The organism is Photobacterium frigidiphilum, from assembly GCF_003025615.1.
GTDB classification, from domain to species: Bacteria; Pseudomonadota; Gammaproteobacteria; order Enterobacterales; family Vibrionaceae; genus Photobacterium; species Photobacterium frigidiphilum.
Genome location: NZ_PYMJ01000012.1, coordinates 29,616 through 45,250 on the forward strand (window position 1 = coordinate 29,616; position 15,635 = coordinate 45,250).

At 42.4% G+C, this 15,635-nt stretch carries 15 protein-coding genes; 6 read left to right on the forward strand and 9 right to left on the reverse strand.

Going from position 1 to position 15,635, the window contains the following annotated elements:
* Positions 1–15: 15 nt before the first annotated feature.
* From pyrB to C9J12_RS13475, 5 genes are all read left to right on the forward strand, one after another.
* Positions 16–945 carry an aspartate carbamoyltransferase gene (gene pyrB, locus C9J12_RS13455; protein WP_107243189.1) on the forward strand — a complete coding sequence of 310 codons (930 nt, stop codon included), beginning with the start codon at positions 16–18 and terminating at the stop codon, positions 943–945.
* Between the two features lie 16 nt (positions 946–961).
* Complete coding sequence (gene pyrI, locus C9J12_RS13460) at positions 962–1,426, forward strand: aspartate carbamoyltransferase regulatory subunit (protein ID WP_107243190.1); 465 nt, start codon at positions 962–964, stop codon at positions 1,424–1,426.
* A gap of 213 nt (positions 1,427–1,639) precedes the next feature.
* Positions 1,640–2,629 carry a serine protease family protein gene (locus tag C9J12_RS13465; RefSeq protein WP_107243191.1) on the forward strand — a complete coding sequence of 330 codons (990 nt, stop codon included), beginning with the start codon at positions 1,640–1,642 and terminating at the stop codon, positions 2,627–2,629.
* Positions 2,630–2,800: 171 nt separating this feature from the next.
* Positions 2,801–3,280 (forward strand): arginine repressor, encoded by a 480-nt coding sequence (locus C9J12_RS13470; RefSeq protein WP_170107564.1) that lies wholly within the window; start codon positions 2,801–2,803, stop codon positions 3,278–3,280.
* Between the two features lie 148 nt (positions 3,281–3,428).
* Entirely contained in the window at positions 3,429–3,815 is a 387-nt protein-coding gene (locus C9J12_RS13475; RefSeq protein WP_011217257.1) for a RidA family protein, read from the forward strand.
* Between the two features lie 101 nt (positions 3,816–3,916).
* Here C9J12_RS13475 and idi read toward each other — a convergent pair whose 3' ends face one another.
* From idi to nudF, 8 genes are all read right to left on the reverse strand, one after another.
* On the reverse strand, positions 3,917–4,459 hold the full coding sequence (idi, locus tag C9J12_RS13480; protein WP_193944666.1) for an isopentenyl-diphosphate Delta-isomerase: 543 nt from the start codon (positions 4,457–4,459) through the stop codon (positions 3,917–3,919).
* A 91-nt stretch (positions 4,460–4,550) separates the two neighbouring features.
* On the reverse strand, positions 4,551–5,276 hold the full coding sequence (locus tag C9J12_RS13485) for a 1-acylglycerol-3-phosphate O-acyltransferase (protein ID WP_107243193.1): 726 nt from the start codon (positions 5,274–5,276) through the stop codon (positions 4,551–4,553).
* A 195-nt stretch (positions 5,277–5,471) separates the two neighbouring features.
* Positions 5,472–7,742 carry a DNA topoisomerase IV subunit A gene (gene parC, locus C9J12_RS13490; RefSeq protein ID WP_107243194.1) on the reverse strand — a complete coding sequence of 757 codons (2,271 nt, stop codon included), beginning with the start codon at positions 7,740–7,742 and terminating at the stop codon, positions 5,472–5,474.
* Positions 7,743–7,879: 137 nt separating this feature from the next.
* Positions 7,880–9,763, reverse strand: a complete 1,884-nt coding sequence (parE, locus tag C9J12_RS13495; protein WP_107243271.1) for a DNA topoisomerase IV subunit B — start codon at positions 9,761–9,763, stop codon at positions 7,880–7,882.
* A gap of 121 nt (positions 9,764–9,884) precedes the next feature.
* A complete protein-coding gene (gene yqiA / locus C9J12_RS13500; RefSeq protein ID WP_107243195.1) occupies positions 9,885–10,463 on the reverse strand; it encodes an esterase YqiA in 579 nt (192 codons plus the stop codon).
* Positions 10,464–11,288, reverse strand: coding sequence for a 3',5'-cyclic-AMP phosphodiesterase (gene cpdA / locus C9J12_RS13505; protein WP_107243196.1), 825 nt, complete (start codon positions 11,286–11,288; stop codon positions 10,464–10,466).
* Between the two features lie 31 nt (positions 11,289–11,319).
* A complete protein-coding gene (locus C9J12_RS13510) occupies positions 11,320–11,748 on the reverse strand; it encodes a DUF1249 family protein (protein ID WP_107243197.1) in 429 nt (142 codons plus the stop codon).
* 95 nt (positions 11,749–11,843) lie between these two features.
* Positions 11,844–12,476 carry an ADP-ribose diphosphatase gene (nudF, locus tag C9J12_RS13515; RefSeq protein ID WP_193944667.1) on the reverse strand — a complete coding sequence of 211 codons (633 nt, stop codon included), beginning with the start codon at positions 12,474–12,476 and terminating at the stop codon, positions 11,844–11,846.
* A 261-nt stretch (positions 12,477–12,737) separates the two neighbouring features.
* On the opposite strand from nudF, the gene tolC reads away from it, so the two are divergent.
* Positions 12,738–14,024, forward strand: coding sequence for an outer membrane channel protein TolC (tolC, locus tag C9J12_RS13520; RefSeq protein ID WP_107243198.1), 1,287 nt, complete (start codon positions 12,738–12,740; stop codon positions 14,022–14,024).
* Positions 14,025–14,200: 176 nt separating this feature from the next.
* Here tolC and hldE read toward each other — a convergent pair whose 3' ends face one another.
* Positions 14,201–15,631, reverse strand: coding sequence for a bifunctional D-glycero-beta-D-manno-heptose-7-phosphate kinase/D-glycero-beta-D-manno-heptose 1-phosphate adenylyltransferase HldE (gene hldE, locus C9J12_RS13525; RefSeq protein ID WP_107243199.1), 1,431 nt, complete (start codon positions 15,629–15,631; stop codon positions 14,201–14,203).
* Positions 15,632–15,635 lie beyond the last annotated feature (4 nt).

Below are 15,635 nucleotides of genomic sequence, written 5' to 3' on the forward strand. Positions count from 1 at the left end.
TAGGGAAGAGAAGCCATGGCGAACTCGTTGTTTCAAAAGCACATCATCTCCATTCCGGAATTAAACCGAAGTGAACTTGAACTTATTGTTGAGACTGCTGGAAAACTAAAAGCAGAACCAAATCCAGAGCTACTTAAAAACAAAGTAGTGGCGAGCTGCTTCTTTGAACCATCAACACGAACGCGTCTGTCTTTTGAAACGGCAGTACAGCGTCTAGGTGGTACAGTTATCGGTTTTGATAACGGTGGTAATACATCACTGGCAAAGAAAGGTGAAACTCTGGCTGACTCAGTTCAGGTTATCTCTTCTTATGTTGATGCATTTGTTATGCGCCACCCACAAGAAGGGGCTGCGCGTCTTGCTTCTGAATTTTCAAACGGTGTACCTATCGTCAACGGTGGTGACGGTGCGAACCAACACCCAACACAAACCCTACTCGATTTATTTAGCATCTTCGAAACACAAGGTCGCTTAGATAACTTAAATGTCGCTTTCGTTGGCGACCTTAAATACGGGCGAACAGTACACTCTCTGACGCAAGCATTATCAAAATTCAACAACATTAACTTCTTCTTCGTGGCACCTGAAATTTTAGCAATGCCAGATTACATCTGTGAAGAGTTGGATGAAGCTGGCATCAACTACAGCCTTCATGCATCTATGGAAGAAGTTATTCCTGAACTCGATGTTCTCTACATGACGCGCGTACAAAAAGAGCGTTTTGATGAGTCAGAATATGCACACATGAAAGCGGCATACATCCTAACAGCAGACATGCTGGCAGAAGCGCGCGATAACATGAAAATTCTGCACCCATTACCACGTATTGATGAAATCACAGTAGACGTTGATAAAACGAAGCATGCTTATTACTTCCAGCAAGCTGAAAACGGTGTTTACGCACGTGAAGCACTACTAGCACTTGTACTTAACGAACAACTTTAAGCCGGAGATAACAATAATGACTAAGGAAACTCAACTACAGGTTGAAGCAATCAAAAACGGTTCTGTTATCGACCATATCCCTGCGAACGTGGGTATTAAAGTACTGAAGCTGTTCAAGCTGCATAAAACGAATCAGCGCGTTACGATTGGTTTGAATTTACCGTCATCAGCGATGGGTGCTAAAGATCTTATTAAGATTGAAAACGTCTACGTTAGCGAAGAGCAAGCAAACCAATTGGCACTGTACGCACCACATGCAACAGTAAATCAAATTGAAAATTATGAAGTTGCAAAAAAATTAACGCTCGAGTTGCCTAAAAAAATCAATGCGATTTTCGAATGTCCAAATAGTAACTGTATAACGCATAACGAGCCTGTCGATAGTAGCTTTACGGTTATCAACAAGAATGATGATATCAAGCTAAAATGTAAATACTGTGAAAAAGTATTCTCTCGCGAAATCGTCACAGAGCGAAACTAAAGTAAGCCAACTAGCTTATTCTTAACCAAGACAATATTGGCACTAGAATCTCTTATAACAAGGATTTAAGTGCACATATAAGAATGTTTACTCAGTGATGAGTAAACATTTTTTTTCTCATTTTCAACGCTAAACGTCCCCCGCGTCACCTCTATCTTTAGGTCACAAGATAAAAAAGCATTTGGCTTTCATTTTTATCGAAAGGACCTAAATATGACTTTTTCTACTCGCCCATTATCACGACTTATTAAATGCAGCTTACCTTTCGCAGCCATCATTGCTATAGCGGGATGCATTCAATCTAATGGCAGTGTTAGCCATGCTGATTCAAATGAAGCCAATCATTTAGTCATTATTGGCGTGCCAATGTTTCTGGGCGGGTTTGGCTCTTCAGTGCCAGTCAATGAGGAGTATCAGATCACGGCACGGCATGTTGCTCAAGTATCTTGGGATTTAGATGTTATTCATCATCCTCGCTGCGATTTATCCCTCGTTCGAGCGTCATCAAGCCATGTTCCCCAATGGGGGCTGATCTACCCAGACGAAAAAGTGACCCATGAAGGGCATTCATTACTAGGTAATAAAGTAAAAGGGGAAGGGAAATACCTACAAGATGTATTCGATACTAATACAGATTGCTTATATTCCCTCAGTGACGCCCCCGTTATGTCAGGGATGAGTGGGGGTCCCGTTTTTAATGAAAAAGGTGAAATTGTTGGTATTACCGTCGCGATAGTCAACAACCCAGAAGATCTCACCAATCTTCGACCAGCAGAGCGATACAGTCAATTTGTACCTGCGACCCTTATTTTTGATTGGCTAAAACAACTCGGCGTCGATACCCGATACGCCAGCCCTGAATTAGCCAGTATCGAAGTGGCTCCCTTGATTTCTCAGCTAAATCAATACCCAGAATATAATCAGCAAAACATAGAATCAGATACAAATCTTACACAGAGTCCAACTAATTACACTTTACTTCCCTTTTCAACGTTCAACCATTACGCCGCAATCAAACCCATTTTTCAGGCGTCTGAGAAACAAAGTATCCAAACCAACAGCACTGTTTCGTTATCTGGTGTACAAACAGAAATTGCAACCGTATCCGAGCCAGAGACGTCACAAAAGCAAGACAAAAAATACAATAAAATCAATAACAAAAATCTCATAAATGAAATGGGATATAATGCTTATTACTGGTAGGTTTATTGGTTTATTATTTGGTGACAAGGGTCAAAAAACCGCACATCAGTTGCTGATATTATCCTTATGAAAGATTATGCATCAGGTGCATAAATAATTTAAAGAAAACAATAACGATACGATCTTTGTCCCTCATATAATAATAAGGAGTTGCCCGTGAATGGATACGATATGCACGGCGCGATAGATTTAACAGCTGCTGACGAAAGCATTACCAGTGCATGTAAACGCTTGTTACAACAGCAAAGCTTCACAACGCAAGATGACATTCGACACCAATTGATCGAGCTAGGTTACGATGATGTCAGCCAGTCAACAGTTTCACGTTTATTGTCTCGCCTAAGCGTCGCAAAAGTACCTAATGCTTATGGTAAGAAAGTTTATTGCCTCACACTTGAGAATGAACCCGTTCAAGTCGGTTCATCAATATCGTCACAAATTGAATTCATTACTCACAATCAATTGGTTGTTGTAGTAAAAACACACCCTGGAGGCGCGCAATTAGTGGCGCGCTTAATCGATATTCAGCCTCACGCTGAAATATTAGGCACAGTGGGTGGTAACGATACCGTGATGGTGGCACCTAGAGATATCATGCGTATTGAAGAGTGCGAAAAGGTTGTCAAAACCCGACTGGGTATACCCGCTTAACTTACGTCACAGAACGTTGATATAGATGCATTACATCGTTTTTGCTTTGACCTAAGCGATATTGAGTTGCACACTAAGAACACTTTTAGCCAGTAATTCTATTGCTGGCTTTCATCTTTAGTTGTGAATGACTGAATAAGGATAACCAATGACTCAAGTTCTACATACAGATCAAGCTCCTGCTGCTATCGGCCCTTACGTACAAGGTGTTGACCTTGGTAATATGGTGCTAACTTCTGGTCAAATTCCAGTAAACCCTGTAACAGGTGAAGTGCCAGAAGCCATTGCAGAGCAAGCGCGTCAGTCTCTAGAAAACGTAAAAGCAGTTGTAGCCTCTTCAGGTCTTAACGTTTCTGATATCGTGAAAATGACCGTCTTTGTAAAAGACCTCAATGATTTTGCAACAGTAAATGAAGTTTACGGTCAGTTTTTTGATGAGCACAACGCACCATACCCAGCACGTTCATGTGTTGAAGTTGCTCGTTTACCAAAAGATGTAAAAATTGAAATTGAAGCAATTGCCGTTCGTAAGTAATTCGCTTGAATCTTGATTTATGAAACCAATAAAAAAGCTGCCTTTGGCAGCTTTTTTTGTTTTTCCATTCTAATAAAATGTATCGATGGTTAAGCTTGGTATTACTGGCTTGATAGCTCATTAATTACATACTGTAATACTTGGGGAAACCAAGCAGTAAATAGTTCAGGGGTATCAGCTAGCCCTAACTCAAGATCTGCTTTAGACCACCAGCGATAAGACTTCACTTCTTCAGAATTAGGAATGATCGCTAATTCAGCCCCGTTGGCGATCAATACATGATCCCACTCGTGCTCGATTAATTGATTATCAAGTTCTGCACGATAAACAAAGCTTGCAATATCATCCAATGACTCTAAGCCGACAATGCCCATCTCTTCGGTTAAACGACGCAAACCTGCTTGCTCTAACGTTTCACCTTGCCTAGGGTGAGAGCAACATGTGTTGGTCCACAAACCGCCACTGTGATACTTACCCAAGGCTCGCTGCTGCATGAGGAATTCTATGCCCTGCGTCGTCTCACGATACAACAAAACAGAAAAAGCCAAATGCAAAGCTCCATCACGGTGAGCTTGCATTTTTTCCTGCAAACCTAGTGCTCGTCCCTGCTGATCGACCAATACAACCTGTTCTTCAATTATCATGAGTTCTATCTTCTACACATCAAAAACAAAAAGGACATGCGAATACTCATCAGCATGTCCTTATTAAATAGTGGCACTGCCAGATAAACCTTTATTTTCCTGAGCGTGTCGCGACTTCAGCATCAAGCTCAACTAGCTTGCTTTTCATCATGTTGCGGCATGTTTTTGATAGCTCACGCACATCTTCTCTTGCTAGCCCTTCCGTCGATACAGGTGGCATAATTTCAACAATCACAACACCGTTATTCCAACGGTTTAATTTGATTTTATCTGTTGAGCTACACACAACAGGTACAACGGGTACTTCTGCACCAATTGCCGCGTGGAAGGCGCCCGTCTTAAACGGTAATAAACCACGACCTCGAGAACGTGTTCCCTCCGGAAACATCCAGACAGACACTTTTTGTTCTTTAATTTTACTGACTATTTGACCAATTGTACCAGCCGCTTTACTACGGTTAGCACGGTCAATCAAAATGTTACCTGTTAGCCAATAAAATTGACCAAATAGCGGCATCCACACCAAGCTTTTTTTACCGACCGTCACAGTCTTAGGCATGATTGCGCCTGAAACGGTAAACAAATCATAATTATTTTGATGATTAGCAACATACACTTTCGCTCCCGAATCATTGGTACTGGCAGCATGGCGAACTTCGAGTTTGACCCCCAATATACGTGTCATCTTGCTAAATAAACGACCTAACGTATACACATGTTTAGGGTTTCGCGGGCTAAACAAACAGTAACCACAACCAAATACAAACATGAAAACGGCAAAAATTGTGATGGCTACAATGCGCAATAAAAATATCATGGAGCTCTCCTCAGCGTACAAGCGTTCGCTAGTATACTCAGGCAAAGAGAAATTACATCAATTATGTGTATTAATTGAACATAAACCTATTTGCACGACTTTCTAGCAAACGAAACTGTTAACTGACAGACCAATAAAAAGAACAAACCCTCCATGAAGAAGGGTTTGTATATAGATTAATTTCTCTAATGTGGCTTATTCAGGACTATCTGACGCCTGCGCTGTAGAGGTAATTTCCAAGCGGGTAACGTTCTGAAGACCACGAGGGAGCATGGTGCCTCGGCGGCCACGTTCACCACGGAAGTTATCCAGATCACTCGCTTTTAAGCCCATCTTTCGCTTACCAGCATGTATCGTGACCTGCTCACCTTGTGGTAATACAATGAGTTGTGACAAGAACTCTTCACGCGATTTAGAACGAGCCGATGGAATATTAATGATCTTATTCCCTTTACCTTTACCTAGTTGCGGTAAATCTTTAATTGGGAATAGCAACATTCGGCCTTCATTGGTAATCACTAAAATCTCATCGGTATCAAGATTCGAGATAGGCTGTGGAGCCATCACTTTTGCTTTTTCTGGTACTGTCAGTAACGCCTTACCGCTCTTATTCTTCGAGACCATATCGGTACTCTTACAAATAAAGCCATAACCCGCATCAGAGCCCATTAGCCACATCTGTTCATCATCGGCCATGAGTACTTGGCGAAGATTAGTGCCTGGGGTTAAATTAAGTCGCCCTGTTACTGGCTCACCTTGGCTACGAGCCGAAGGTAAAGAGTGCGATTCCAACGCATAACTACGACCATCAGAACCAATTAAAATCGCCGGTAGGTTACTCTTACCACGCGCATGAGCTAAGTAGTTATCGCCGGATTTATAACTCAAGCTCGTTGGGTCAACGTCATAGCCTTTCGCATGACGAATCCAACCTTTCTCAGACAATACGACCGTAATGGCTTCACTTGGGATCAAATCTCGCTCAGTTAACGCTTTTGCTTCTGCTCGCTCAACCAATGGAGAACGACGATCATCGCCATACTTCTCTGCATCGGCTTGAATTTCTTTTTTAATTAGCGTGCTTAATCGACGTTCTGACCCTAGAAGTTTCTCAAGATAATCACGCTCTTTGGCAAGTTCATCTTGTTCACCACGGATCTTAATTTCTTCTAATTTCGCTAACTGACGCAGTTTAATTTCTAAAATGGCATCGGCTTGAATAACGCTCAGGTCAAAGCGAGACATTAGCTCCGCTTTTGGATTCTCTTCATTACGGATGATTTCAATAACTTCATCAATATTAAGATAAGCCGCCAGTAAACCGTCCAAAATATGTAAGCGCGCAACCACTTTATCTAAACGATACAGTAAACGACGGCGCACTGTTGAACGGCGGAAAACTAACCATTCAGTGATGATCTCAAGTAAGCCTTTCACCTGAGGACGGCCATCAAGACCCAACATATTGAGGTTTACACGGAAGCTTTTTTCCAAGTCTGTTGAAGCAAACAAGTGGTTCATTAATTGTTCGCTATCAATACGGTTTGAACGCGGCACAATAACGATACGCGTTGGATTTTCGTGATCAGACTCATCACGTAAATCTTCAACCATTGGCAATTTTTTAGCGCGCATCTGGTTCGCAATTTGTTCTAATAACTTCGCACCAGATACTTGGTGTGGCAACGCAGTAATGACGATGTCGCCATTTTCTTTATGCCATATCGCACGCATTCTGATACTACCACGACCAGTTTCATACACTTTCTTTAGGTCATGAGTTGGGGTAATGATTTCTGCTTCAGTCGGATAATCCGGACCTTTAACAAACCCCATTAATTCATCAAGATCAGCTGTTGGATTATCAAGTAAATGCACGGCTGCATTTGCCACTTCACGTGCATTATGAGGTGGAATATCGGTTGCCATACCAACAGCAATACCCGTTATTCCGTTTAATAGAATATGTGGTAACCGTGCCGGTAACATTTTCGGCTCATTCATGGTGCCATCAAAGTTTGGCACCCAGTCAGCCGTCCCTTGCCCTAGCTCGCCCAATAACACCTCAGAAAAGCGTGATAAACGAGATTCAGTATAACGCATTGCCGCAAAGGACTTGGGGTCATCCGGTGCACCCCAGTTGCCTTGACCATCAACGAGCGGATAACGGTATGAGAATGGCTGAGCCATTAATACCATCGCTTCATAACAGGCTGAGTCACCGTGAGGGTGGAATTTACCGAGTACGTCACCAACAGTACGCGCTGACTTTTTATATTTAGCCGTCGCATTTAGGCCCAATTCAGACATGGCGTAAATAATACGACGTTGAACCGGTTTCAAGCCATCGCCAATGAATGGTAAGGCACGATCCATGATTACATACATGGAGTAATTTAAATAAGCGTCTTCGGTGAACTTCCTAAGTGGAAGCTGTTCTACGCCATCCATTGAGACATCAGTCATCGTGGGTTAATCCGTTTAATATATTCATTTTTACGGACTGTTTGAGCGCTTACAAACGCGCTCAAACAGCCCATAAACTCAATCTTATGTATGCTGACACACAATAAAAACGTTATTGAAAACCATGCCTAATTGAATTAAGCATCTGCCATATCGCCTTTATCTTGCAACCAAAAACGACGATCTTCTGCTCGCTTTTTATTTAGCAGCATATCCATCATTTCATTGGTTTTTGCGTCATCATCAATCGTTAACTGAACCAAGCGTCGTGTATTGGGGTCCATTGTCGTTTCACGCAATTGCAGTGGGTTCATTTCACCCAGACCTTTAAATCGCTGAACGTTCACTTTGCCACGCTTGGTACTTAGGCGATCTAAAATACCATTCTTTTCGGCTTCATCCAGTGCGTAATACACTTCTTTAGCCAAATCGATACGATACAACGGCGGCATTGCAATATACACATGTCCGGCACGCACTAAGGCTTCGAAATGCTTCATGAACAAAGCACACAGCAAGGTTGCAATGTGTAAACCATCGGAGTCGGCATCGGCAAGTACACAAATTTTACCGTAACGTAAACCGCTAAGATCATCGCTGTCTGGATCAATACCCAATGCGATAGAAATATTATGTACTTCTTGCGACGCCAGCACTTGATCAGCAGACACTTCCCACGTGTTTAGGATTTTACCGCGCAATGGCATGATCGCTTGGAACATACGATCGCGAGCTTGCTTCGCTGAGCCACCCGCCGAGTCACCTTCCACTAAAAAAAGCTCGGTGCGATTAAGATCTTGTTGAGAACAATCGGCTAACTTACCTGGCAGAGTCGGTCCTGAAGCGATTTTTTTACGGACCACCTTTTTACTTGCGCGCATGCGTCGGTGCGCATTAGCAATACACACTTCCGCGAGTTGCTCAGCAAGTTGTGGTCGCTCGTTCAACCAAAGGCTAAAGGCATCTTTTACAACACCAGACACAAAGGCGGCACATTGACGCGATGACAAACGCTCTTTCGTTTGCCCTGCAAATTGAGGATCTTGCATTTTAACCGACAAAACATACGCACAACGGTCCCAAATATCATCGGCCGTTAATTTCACGCCACGTGGTAGTAAATTACGGAATTCACAGAACTCACGCATGGCATCCAATAGGCCTTGGCGTAAGCCGTTAACATGCGTTCCGCCTTGCGCGGTCGGAATCAAGTTAACGTAACTTTCTGTGATTAATTCACCACCTTCTGGCAACCAAAGCAGCGCCCAATCAGCGGCTTCAATTTGGCTAGTAAATACGCCAATAAAAGGTTCTTCAGGCAGTAAGGTATAACCCTTCACACCTTCAAGCAGGTAATCTTTTAAACCATCTTCGTAGCACCAACGAATGGTTTCATCAGCAATTTTATTGGTAAAAACAATCTCAAGTCCTGGGCATAGCACAGCTTTGGCTTTTAAGACGCTTTTTAGTCGTGTAACAGAAAATTTAGCGCTGTCAAAATATCGAGCATCCGGCCAGAAATGCACACGCGTACCTTTCGCACGGCGCCCACAGGTACCAATCACTTCGAGCTCTGAGACTTTATCGCCATGTTCAAATGCAATTTGATAAATTTGACCATCACGTTTTACGGATACCTCAACACGTTTAGACAAGGCATTTACAACCGAAATACCTACCCCGTGTAAACCACCAGAAAACTGATAGCTATCATTTGAGAATTTACCCCCCGCATGCAGCTTACATAAAATAAGCTCAACACCAGAGACACCTTCTACAGGGTGAATGTCTACTGGCATGCCTCGGCCATCATCAATCACTTCGAGTGATTGGTCAGCATGAAGGATCACTTCTATTTTTCGGGCATGACCAGCCAGCGCTTCATCGACGCTGTTATCAATTACTTCTTGACCAAGGTGATTGGGCCTAGCCGTGTCGGTATACATACCTGGGCGGCGGCGTACTGGCTCAAGGCCATTTAGAACCTCAATGGATCCGGCGTTATAGCTTTGCTCTGTCATATTACGGAAGGCTACTAGAAATTTGGCAACAATAGTCAGTAACCTCGGCTTGGTTGTCAAGCGGAGGTCAACGGTAAAACTCACAATTGTGAGTCGCTCTATAACCTTAACTTATTTGCGGTTATAGGTTTAAGAATTGAATTACATCGGCAGGAAAGCGTTCAAAATCAACAAAACTGTGGTCGCCATCTGGCTCAACGGTTTGCTTACTTGCTGCATATTTGTCTACAGCTTGACGATAATCTAAGACTTCATCACCCATTTGTTGTAACAACCAAAATTGTTTTGGATCAACAAGTTGTTCAACATCCATGGCTTTCAATTCATCAATATGTTGAAGCTCTAGCCAATACTTTTCACTGGTATAAGGATTTACTTGTTCACCAAGATAATCTTGCAGTAATTCATAAGGCTTTACCGCAGGATTAACCAATACCGCAGGAAGCTGATGACGACTATTTAACCATGTCGAAATATATCCACCTAATGAGCTACCCACTAAGCCTATCGTATAATCTTGCTTAAAGTTGCTAACTAAATCATCAATAAATGTGGCAGCTTGTGCCGGATAGCAAGGCATTTGCGGGATCTCAACACGAATATCTGGTCGATGTTGCTTACAGTACTCTGCCATTACCTGCGCTTTTAATGACAAGGGAGAACTGTTGAATCCATGGATATAAAGCAACAACGGTTTCATTTAATAGCCTGCTGAATTAAACAAGGGGATAAAGCGTCTACCTTGTAAACGACAAACATCAGTATTTAACTGCCCTTCTTGGGTTAATTCAAGGTAACGCCAACCAGGGTTAGTTTTATCTAAAGCAAAGTCATTTGAATCGGGTAAAAACTGAATACACGTTGACGGTGTCGCAAGCACACGCACACCATGATATACACAATCAAGTTCTTGATGGATATGCCCACACAAGACTGCACTCACCTTGGGATACTTATCAATGATTTGCCAAAAGGCTTCATTATTGTGCAGCTGATGCTGATCAAGCCAAGCACTTCCCGCCACTAATGGATGGTGATGCAATAATATTAAAGCATGACGTTCTGGGTATGCCTTTAACGTAGCGTCCAGCATCAACAATTGTGCTTCACTTAGCTCACCATGCGGTACGCCCTGAACTTGGCTATCAAGTAGTATGACTTGCCAATAATCCCCTGCAAGCACTTGCTCACACGATTTAATTTGTGGCGATGGCAAAACAGATTGCATAGCAGGCTGATAATCATGGTTACCCGGCAACCAAAAACAAGGTTGAGACCAGCGGGAAATACCATCTGAAAAATGCTGATAAGATTCATCAGTATGATCTTGTGAGATATCACCTGTTGCTACAATAGCTTCAAACGGGCGTGCGGAAGCATCTACAGCGTCTATCACTGCATTAAAACTATCTTTAGTCGCCACCCCCAACAAACAACCCGACTCATCAGCAAATAGATGAGTATCAGTTATTTGAAGTAGAACCACACTATTAGGATTCGTTTGTGGCAAAAAATACGTCTGCAAAACGTCAAAAACCTTGTCTATTCTAATTCAATTAACAAATTGATTGCTTCCTGAGCCCATTCTTGAGGCAATAGGTCAGCCAATCTCCCAAAAAGCGATTAACTTGATGTTTTTCATCTTTTTGATACATACATAAATTGGGATAATCATACCGTGGCTTAAGTCGTGAAATCTGCTGAGCAGAACACACTTCCGCCACTTTTGCATCGTGATATAACCTTACCGTCAAACGCGGCACTAAGTATTCCACTGCATCTGTTTCATTATGCAACCACAAGCAAATCACTGTGGTATAGCGGGTTGACTCAGTAATTTTAAGTCGATATTCATGTTCAAAAACTAAATACGCGCATTCATCTCCGACGTCATCACTTTTAGGCAATAATGGAAGAAGCTTCGCATAATTGGTTTCATACAAACGCATTAAACCCGTTAGATCAACAGTGTATCGCTTATTCAAACGGTGTCCTTAGACCACTGAAAGTGCCATCGGTTTGGTTAATATCATTCAGAACTACTTCGCTAGCACAATCCAAAATTAGCTCGCAATACTTACTATTTACTTTGCAAACGTAAGTAGTTCAACTGCAACCATTGTAGCGCAATGATCGATGCGGCATTCTCAATTTTTCCCGACTCTACCCACTGGTAAGCTTCTTGTCGTGTTATCACATGAACGCGAATATCTTCACCTTCATCAATAAGACCATGAATCCCTTGTGCTTGCGTACTATCAACGCGACCCACAAAGACATCCAATGCTTCAGAACACCCACCAGAGCTCGATAAATAACGAGTCACTTTTTCTAAATCAGTCACCGTTAAGCCAGCTTCTTCTACCGCTTCGCGACATGCAACATCGTGAGCGGATTCACCCGGTTCGATAATGCCAGCAACAATTTCTAACTGCCACGGTGTAAATTCAGCCACCATCGCGCCAATACGAAATTGTTCCAATATCACGACTTTGTCTTCAATGGGATCATAAGGCAGCAATGCCGCAGCGTGACCACGTTCGAATAATTCACGATCAAGTGGCTTACTCCAACTACCATCAAACAATTTATGTCGTAAGCGGTATTTCACCATACTGAAAAAGCCGTTATATACTTTCTCGGACGACAAAATTTCAACATCATCCTTGGTATAAAAAGGTTGGTTTTCACTTAAAGACACTTTTTGGGTCATCCATGCTCTCCTGAATCCCCTATCTTTTCATTCAAAAGGGTCAGCAGCAATGATCAAATTCAACATTTATCATAAATTTTGTGAATTTTTTTAAGTAATCATTCCTAGTTGGATAGTTTACAATCACATATGATTAAATAAACAACGATATATTAAGTAAAACTACGTAATGATCAGTTCCTAGTCAGCTTACTTAAGGTACACTGATTCTTTGCGTATATTTTTATCTTTTATTTTTTATCAGGACCAGGAAAGGCATCCATGAAAAAATTGCTTCCGCTCATTATTAGCGTTGCGCTTGGCAGTTTCAGCCAAACGGCACTGGCTGATGATCTTGCTAACATCTACCAACAAGCAAAACAAAATGATCCTCAGTTATTAAGAGCGGCTTCAGATAAAGATTCTGCTTTTGAGGCAATCAATTCCTCACGTAGTTCATTACTGCCACAGATTAACTTAACGGCTGGATATAACGTCGCGAAATTGGACGGTGATACTGATGGCTTTAACGGTGGTTTGACTCTTAGCCAGTCTATCTATAATCGCTCAAGCTGGATAAATCTCGATATTGCCGAAAAAGTGGCTCGCCAAAGTGATGCTTCTTACGCTGCATCACAACAAGATTTAATCTACCGTGTCGCACAATCTTATTTCGACGTGCTTAAAGCAATGGATGATCTAGAATTTGTTCGTTCTGAAAAAGCCGCGGTCGGTCGTCAATTAGAACAAACTAAGCAACGTTTTGAAGTGGGTCTTTCTGCAATCACTGACGTGCATGATGCTCAAGCTCAATACGATACCGTATTGGCTGATGAAATTCTGAATGAGAACGCACTTACCAACAGCTACGAAGAAATCCGTGAGATCACAGGTCAAGAACACACCAACCTGAATATCTTAGATACGGCACGTTTCTCGGCTAGTGCGCCACAATCGAACGTTGAAAGCTTGCTACAAGATGCAGCCAATGAAAACTTAACCTTGCTAACATCACGTATTTCTCAAGATGTTGCACGTGATAATATTTCACTTGCTGAATCCGGTCATTTACCAACATTGTCGTTTGATGCAGGTTACAACTACGATGATAAAATTAGTATTACCGATGAAGGTACATTAACGGCAGGTATCAATTTAAACTTACCCGTTTATACCGGTGGTAGAACAACGTCTGAAGTGAAACAAGCACAGTTTAATTATGTGTCTGCGAGCGAAGATTTAGAAGGTTCATACCGTGGTGTTGTAAAAGACGTACGTGCTCTTTATAACAACATAAATGCCACGATTGGTGCTATCCGCGCTTATCAACAATCAGTTATTTCTGCTAAATCAGCATTAGAAGCAACTGAAGCTGGTTTTGATGTAGGTACGCGTACCATTGTTGACGTTCTTGATGCTACACGTCGTTTATACGATGCAAACCGTCAGCTATCAAGCTCTCGTTACCAGTACATCATCAGTCAAATTCAGCTTAAGCAAGCAGTTGGTTCATTGAATGAACAAGACATCATTGATGTTAACAAAGGCTTGATTGCTGCTAAGAAGTAATCTTCTCGTTCGCATTACTTCAATCGAATACTGCTTCTATTGAATAGTACTTCGAAGTAGATAGTGCAATGATACCAATATAAAAAAAGCGCCATACACTATGGCGCTTTTTTATGCTTCAATTCCAGCGAATGGAATTAAAAACCACCACTTATCCAGAGTGAACCAGAATAGTATTAACCTTTACCACCACGAATCGCTTCAATGATCTTACTGGTAGAGCAACCATCTTCAAAACTCAGAATGCGCACTTCGCCACCAGCAGCGATAACCTCTTTTCCGCCCGCAATATCTTCCGGTTTATAATCACCACCTTTAACCAGCAGACTGGGTAATATCTCACTAATTAAACGTTGAGGCGTTTCTTCCGTAAATGGAACCACCCAATCAACAGCACCTAGACCTGCTAATACCGCCATACGACGATCTTCAGGGTTAACTGGACGACCAGGACCTTTTAGACCTTGCACTGAGCTATCAGAATTCACCGCAACAATTAAACGATCACCTAATTTAGCGGCCTCTGCTAGATAAGCAACATGACCCGCATGCAAGATATCAAAGCAACCATTCGTCATCACAACCGTTTCACCACGTTGTCTTGCTACCGATACGGCTTGCTTAAGCTCTGTTTCTGCGATCACGCCATAGCCACTATCTTGGCTACCATAAATAGCTTCAGTAAGCTCAATGGTTGATAGCGTCGAGGTGCCTAACTTAGCGACCACTACACCTGCAGCGGCATTGGCTAGTTTACAAGCATCCGCTAACGATTTTCCCGCAGCAACAGAAGAAGCTAATACTGAAATCACCGTATCGCCAGCACCTGTTACGTCATAGACTTCTTGAGCAAGTGTCGGCAGATGCAAAGGTGCTTGTCCTTTTTGTAACAAGGTCATGCCATGTTCACTGCGTGTAACCAATAGCGCTTCAAAATCAAATCGCTCGATCAGCTCAAAACCTTTTGCTACGAGTTCATCATCGCTCGTCACTTTACCGGCAACAAGTTCGAATTCAGATAGATTAGGGGTTAATAATGTAGCGCCACGGTAGCGTTCAAAATCGGTACCTTTAGGATCGATAAAAACAGGCTTACCCGCTTCACGTGCTAGCTTAATCATGGCACTGACATGCTCCAGTGCACCTTTCGCATAATCAGACAAGATAACCGTTTTTACATGCGTTAGAGATTGCTCTAAACGCGGCAGAATAAGGTCCTTATCCACACCATGGAAACCTTCTTCAAAATCTAACCGGATCATCTGCTGCCCACGGCTCATTACACGTAATTTGGTAATGGTTGGGTAATCAGGCAACGACACAAAATCACACCGTACATCTAGCGAGGTCAGCTTTTCATTTAAGGCTTTCGCTGGCTCATCTATCCCTGTTAACCCAACTAAATGAACATGCCCACCTAAGGCGGCAATATTCATTGCAACGTTTGCAGCACCACCAGGGCGTTCTTCGATCTGCTCAACTTTGACTACTGGTACTGGCGCTTCAGGCGAAATACGCCCAGTGGGTCCATACCAATAACGATCAAGCATGATGTCTCCAACAACCAGAACACTAGCTTGATCATAATCAGGAAGAGTCAGTTTCATTTTT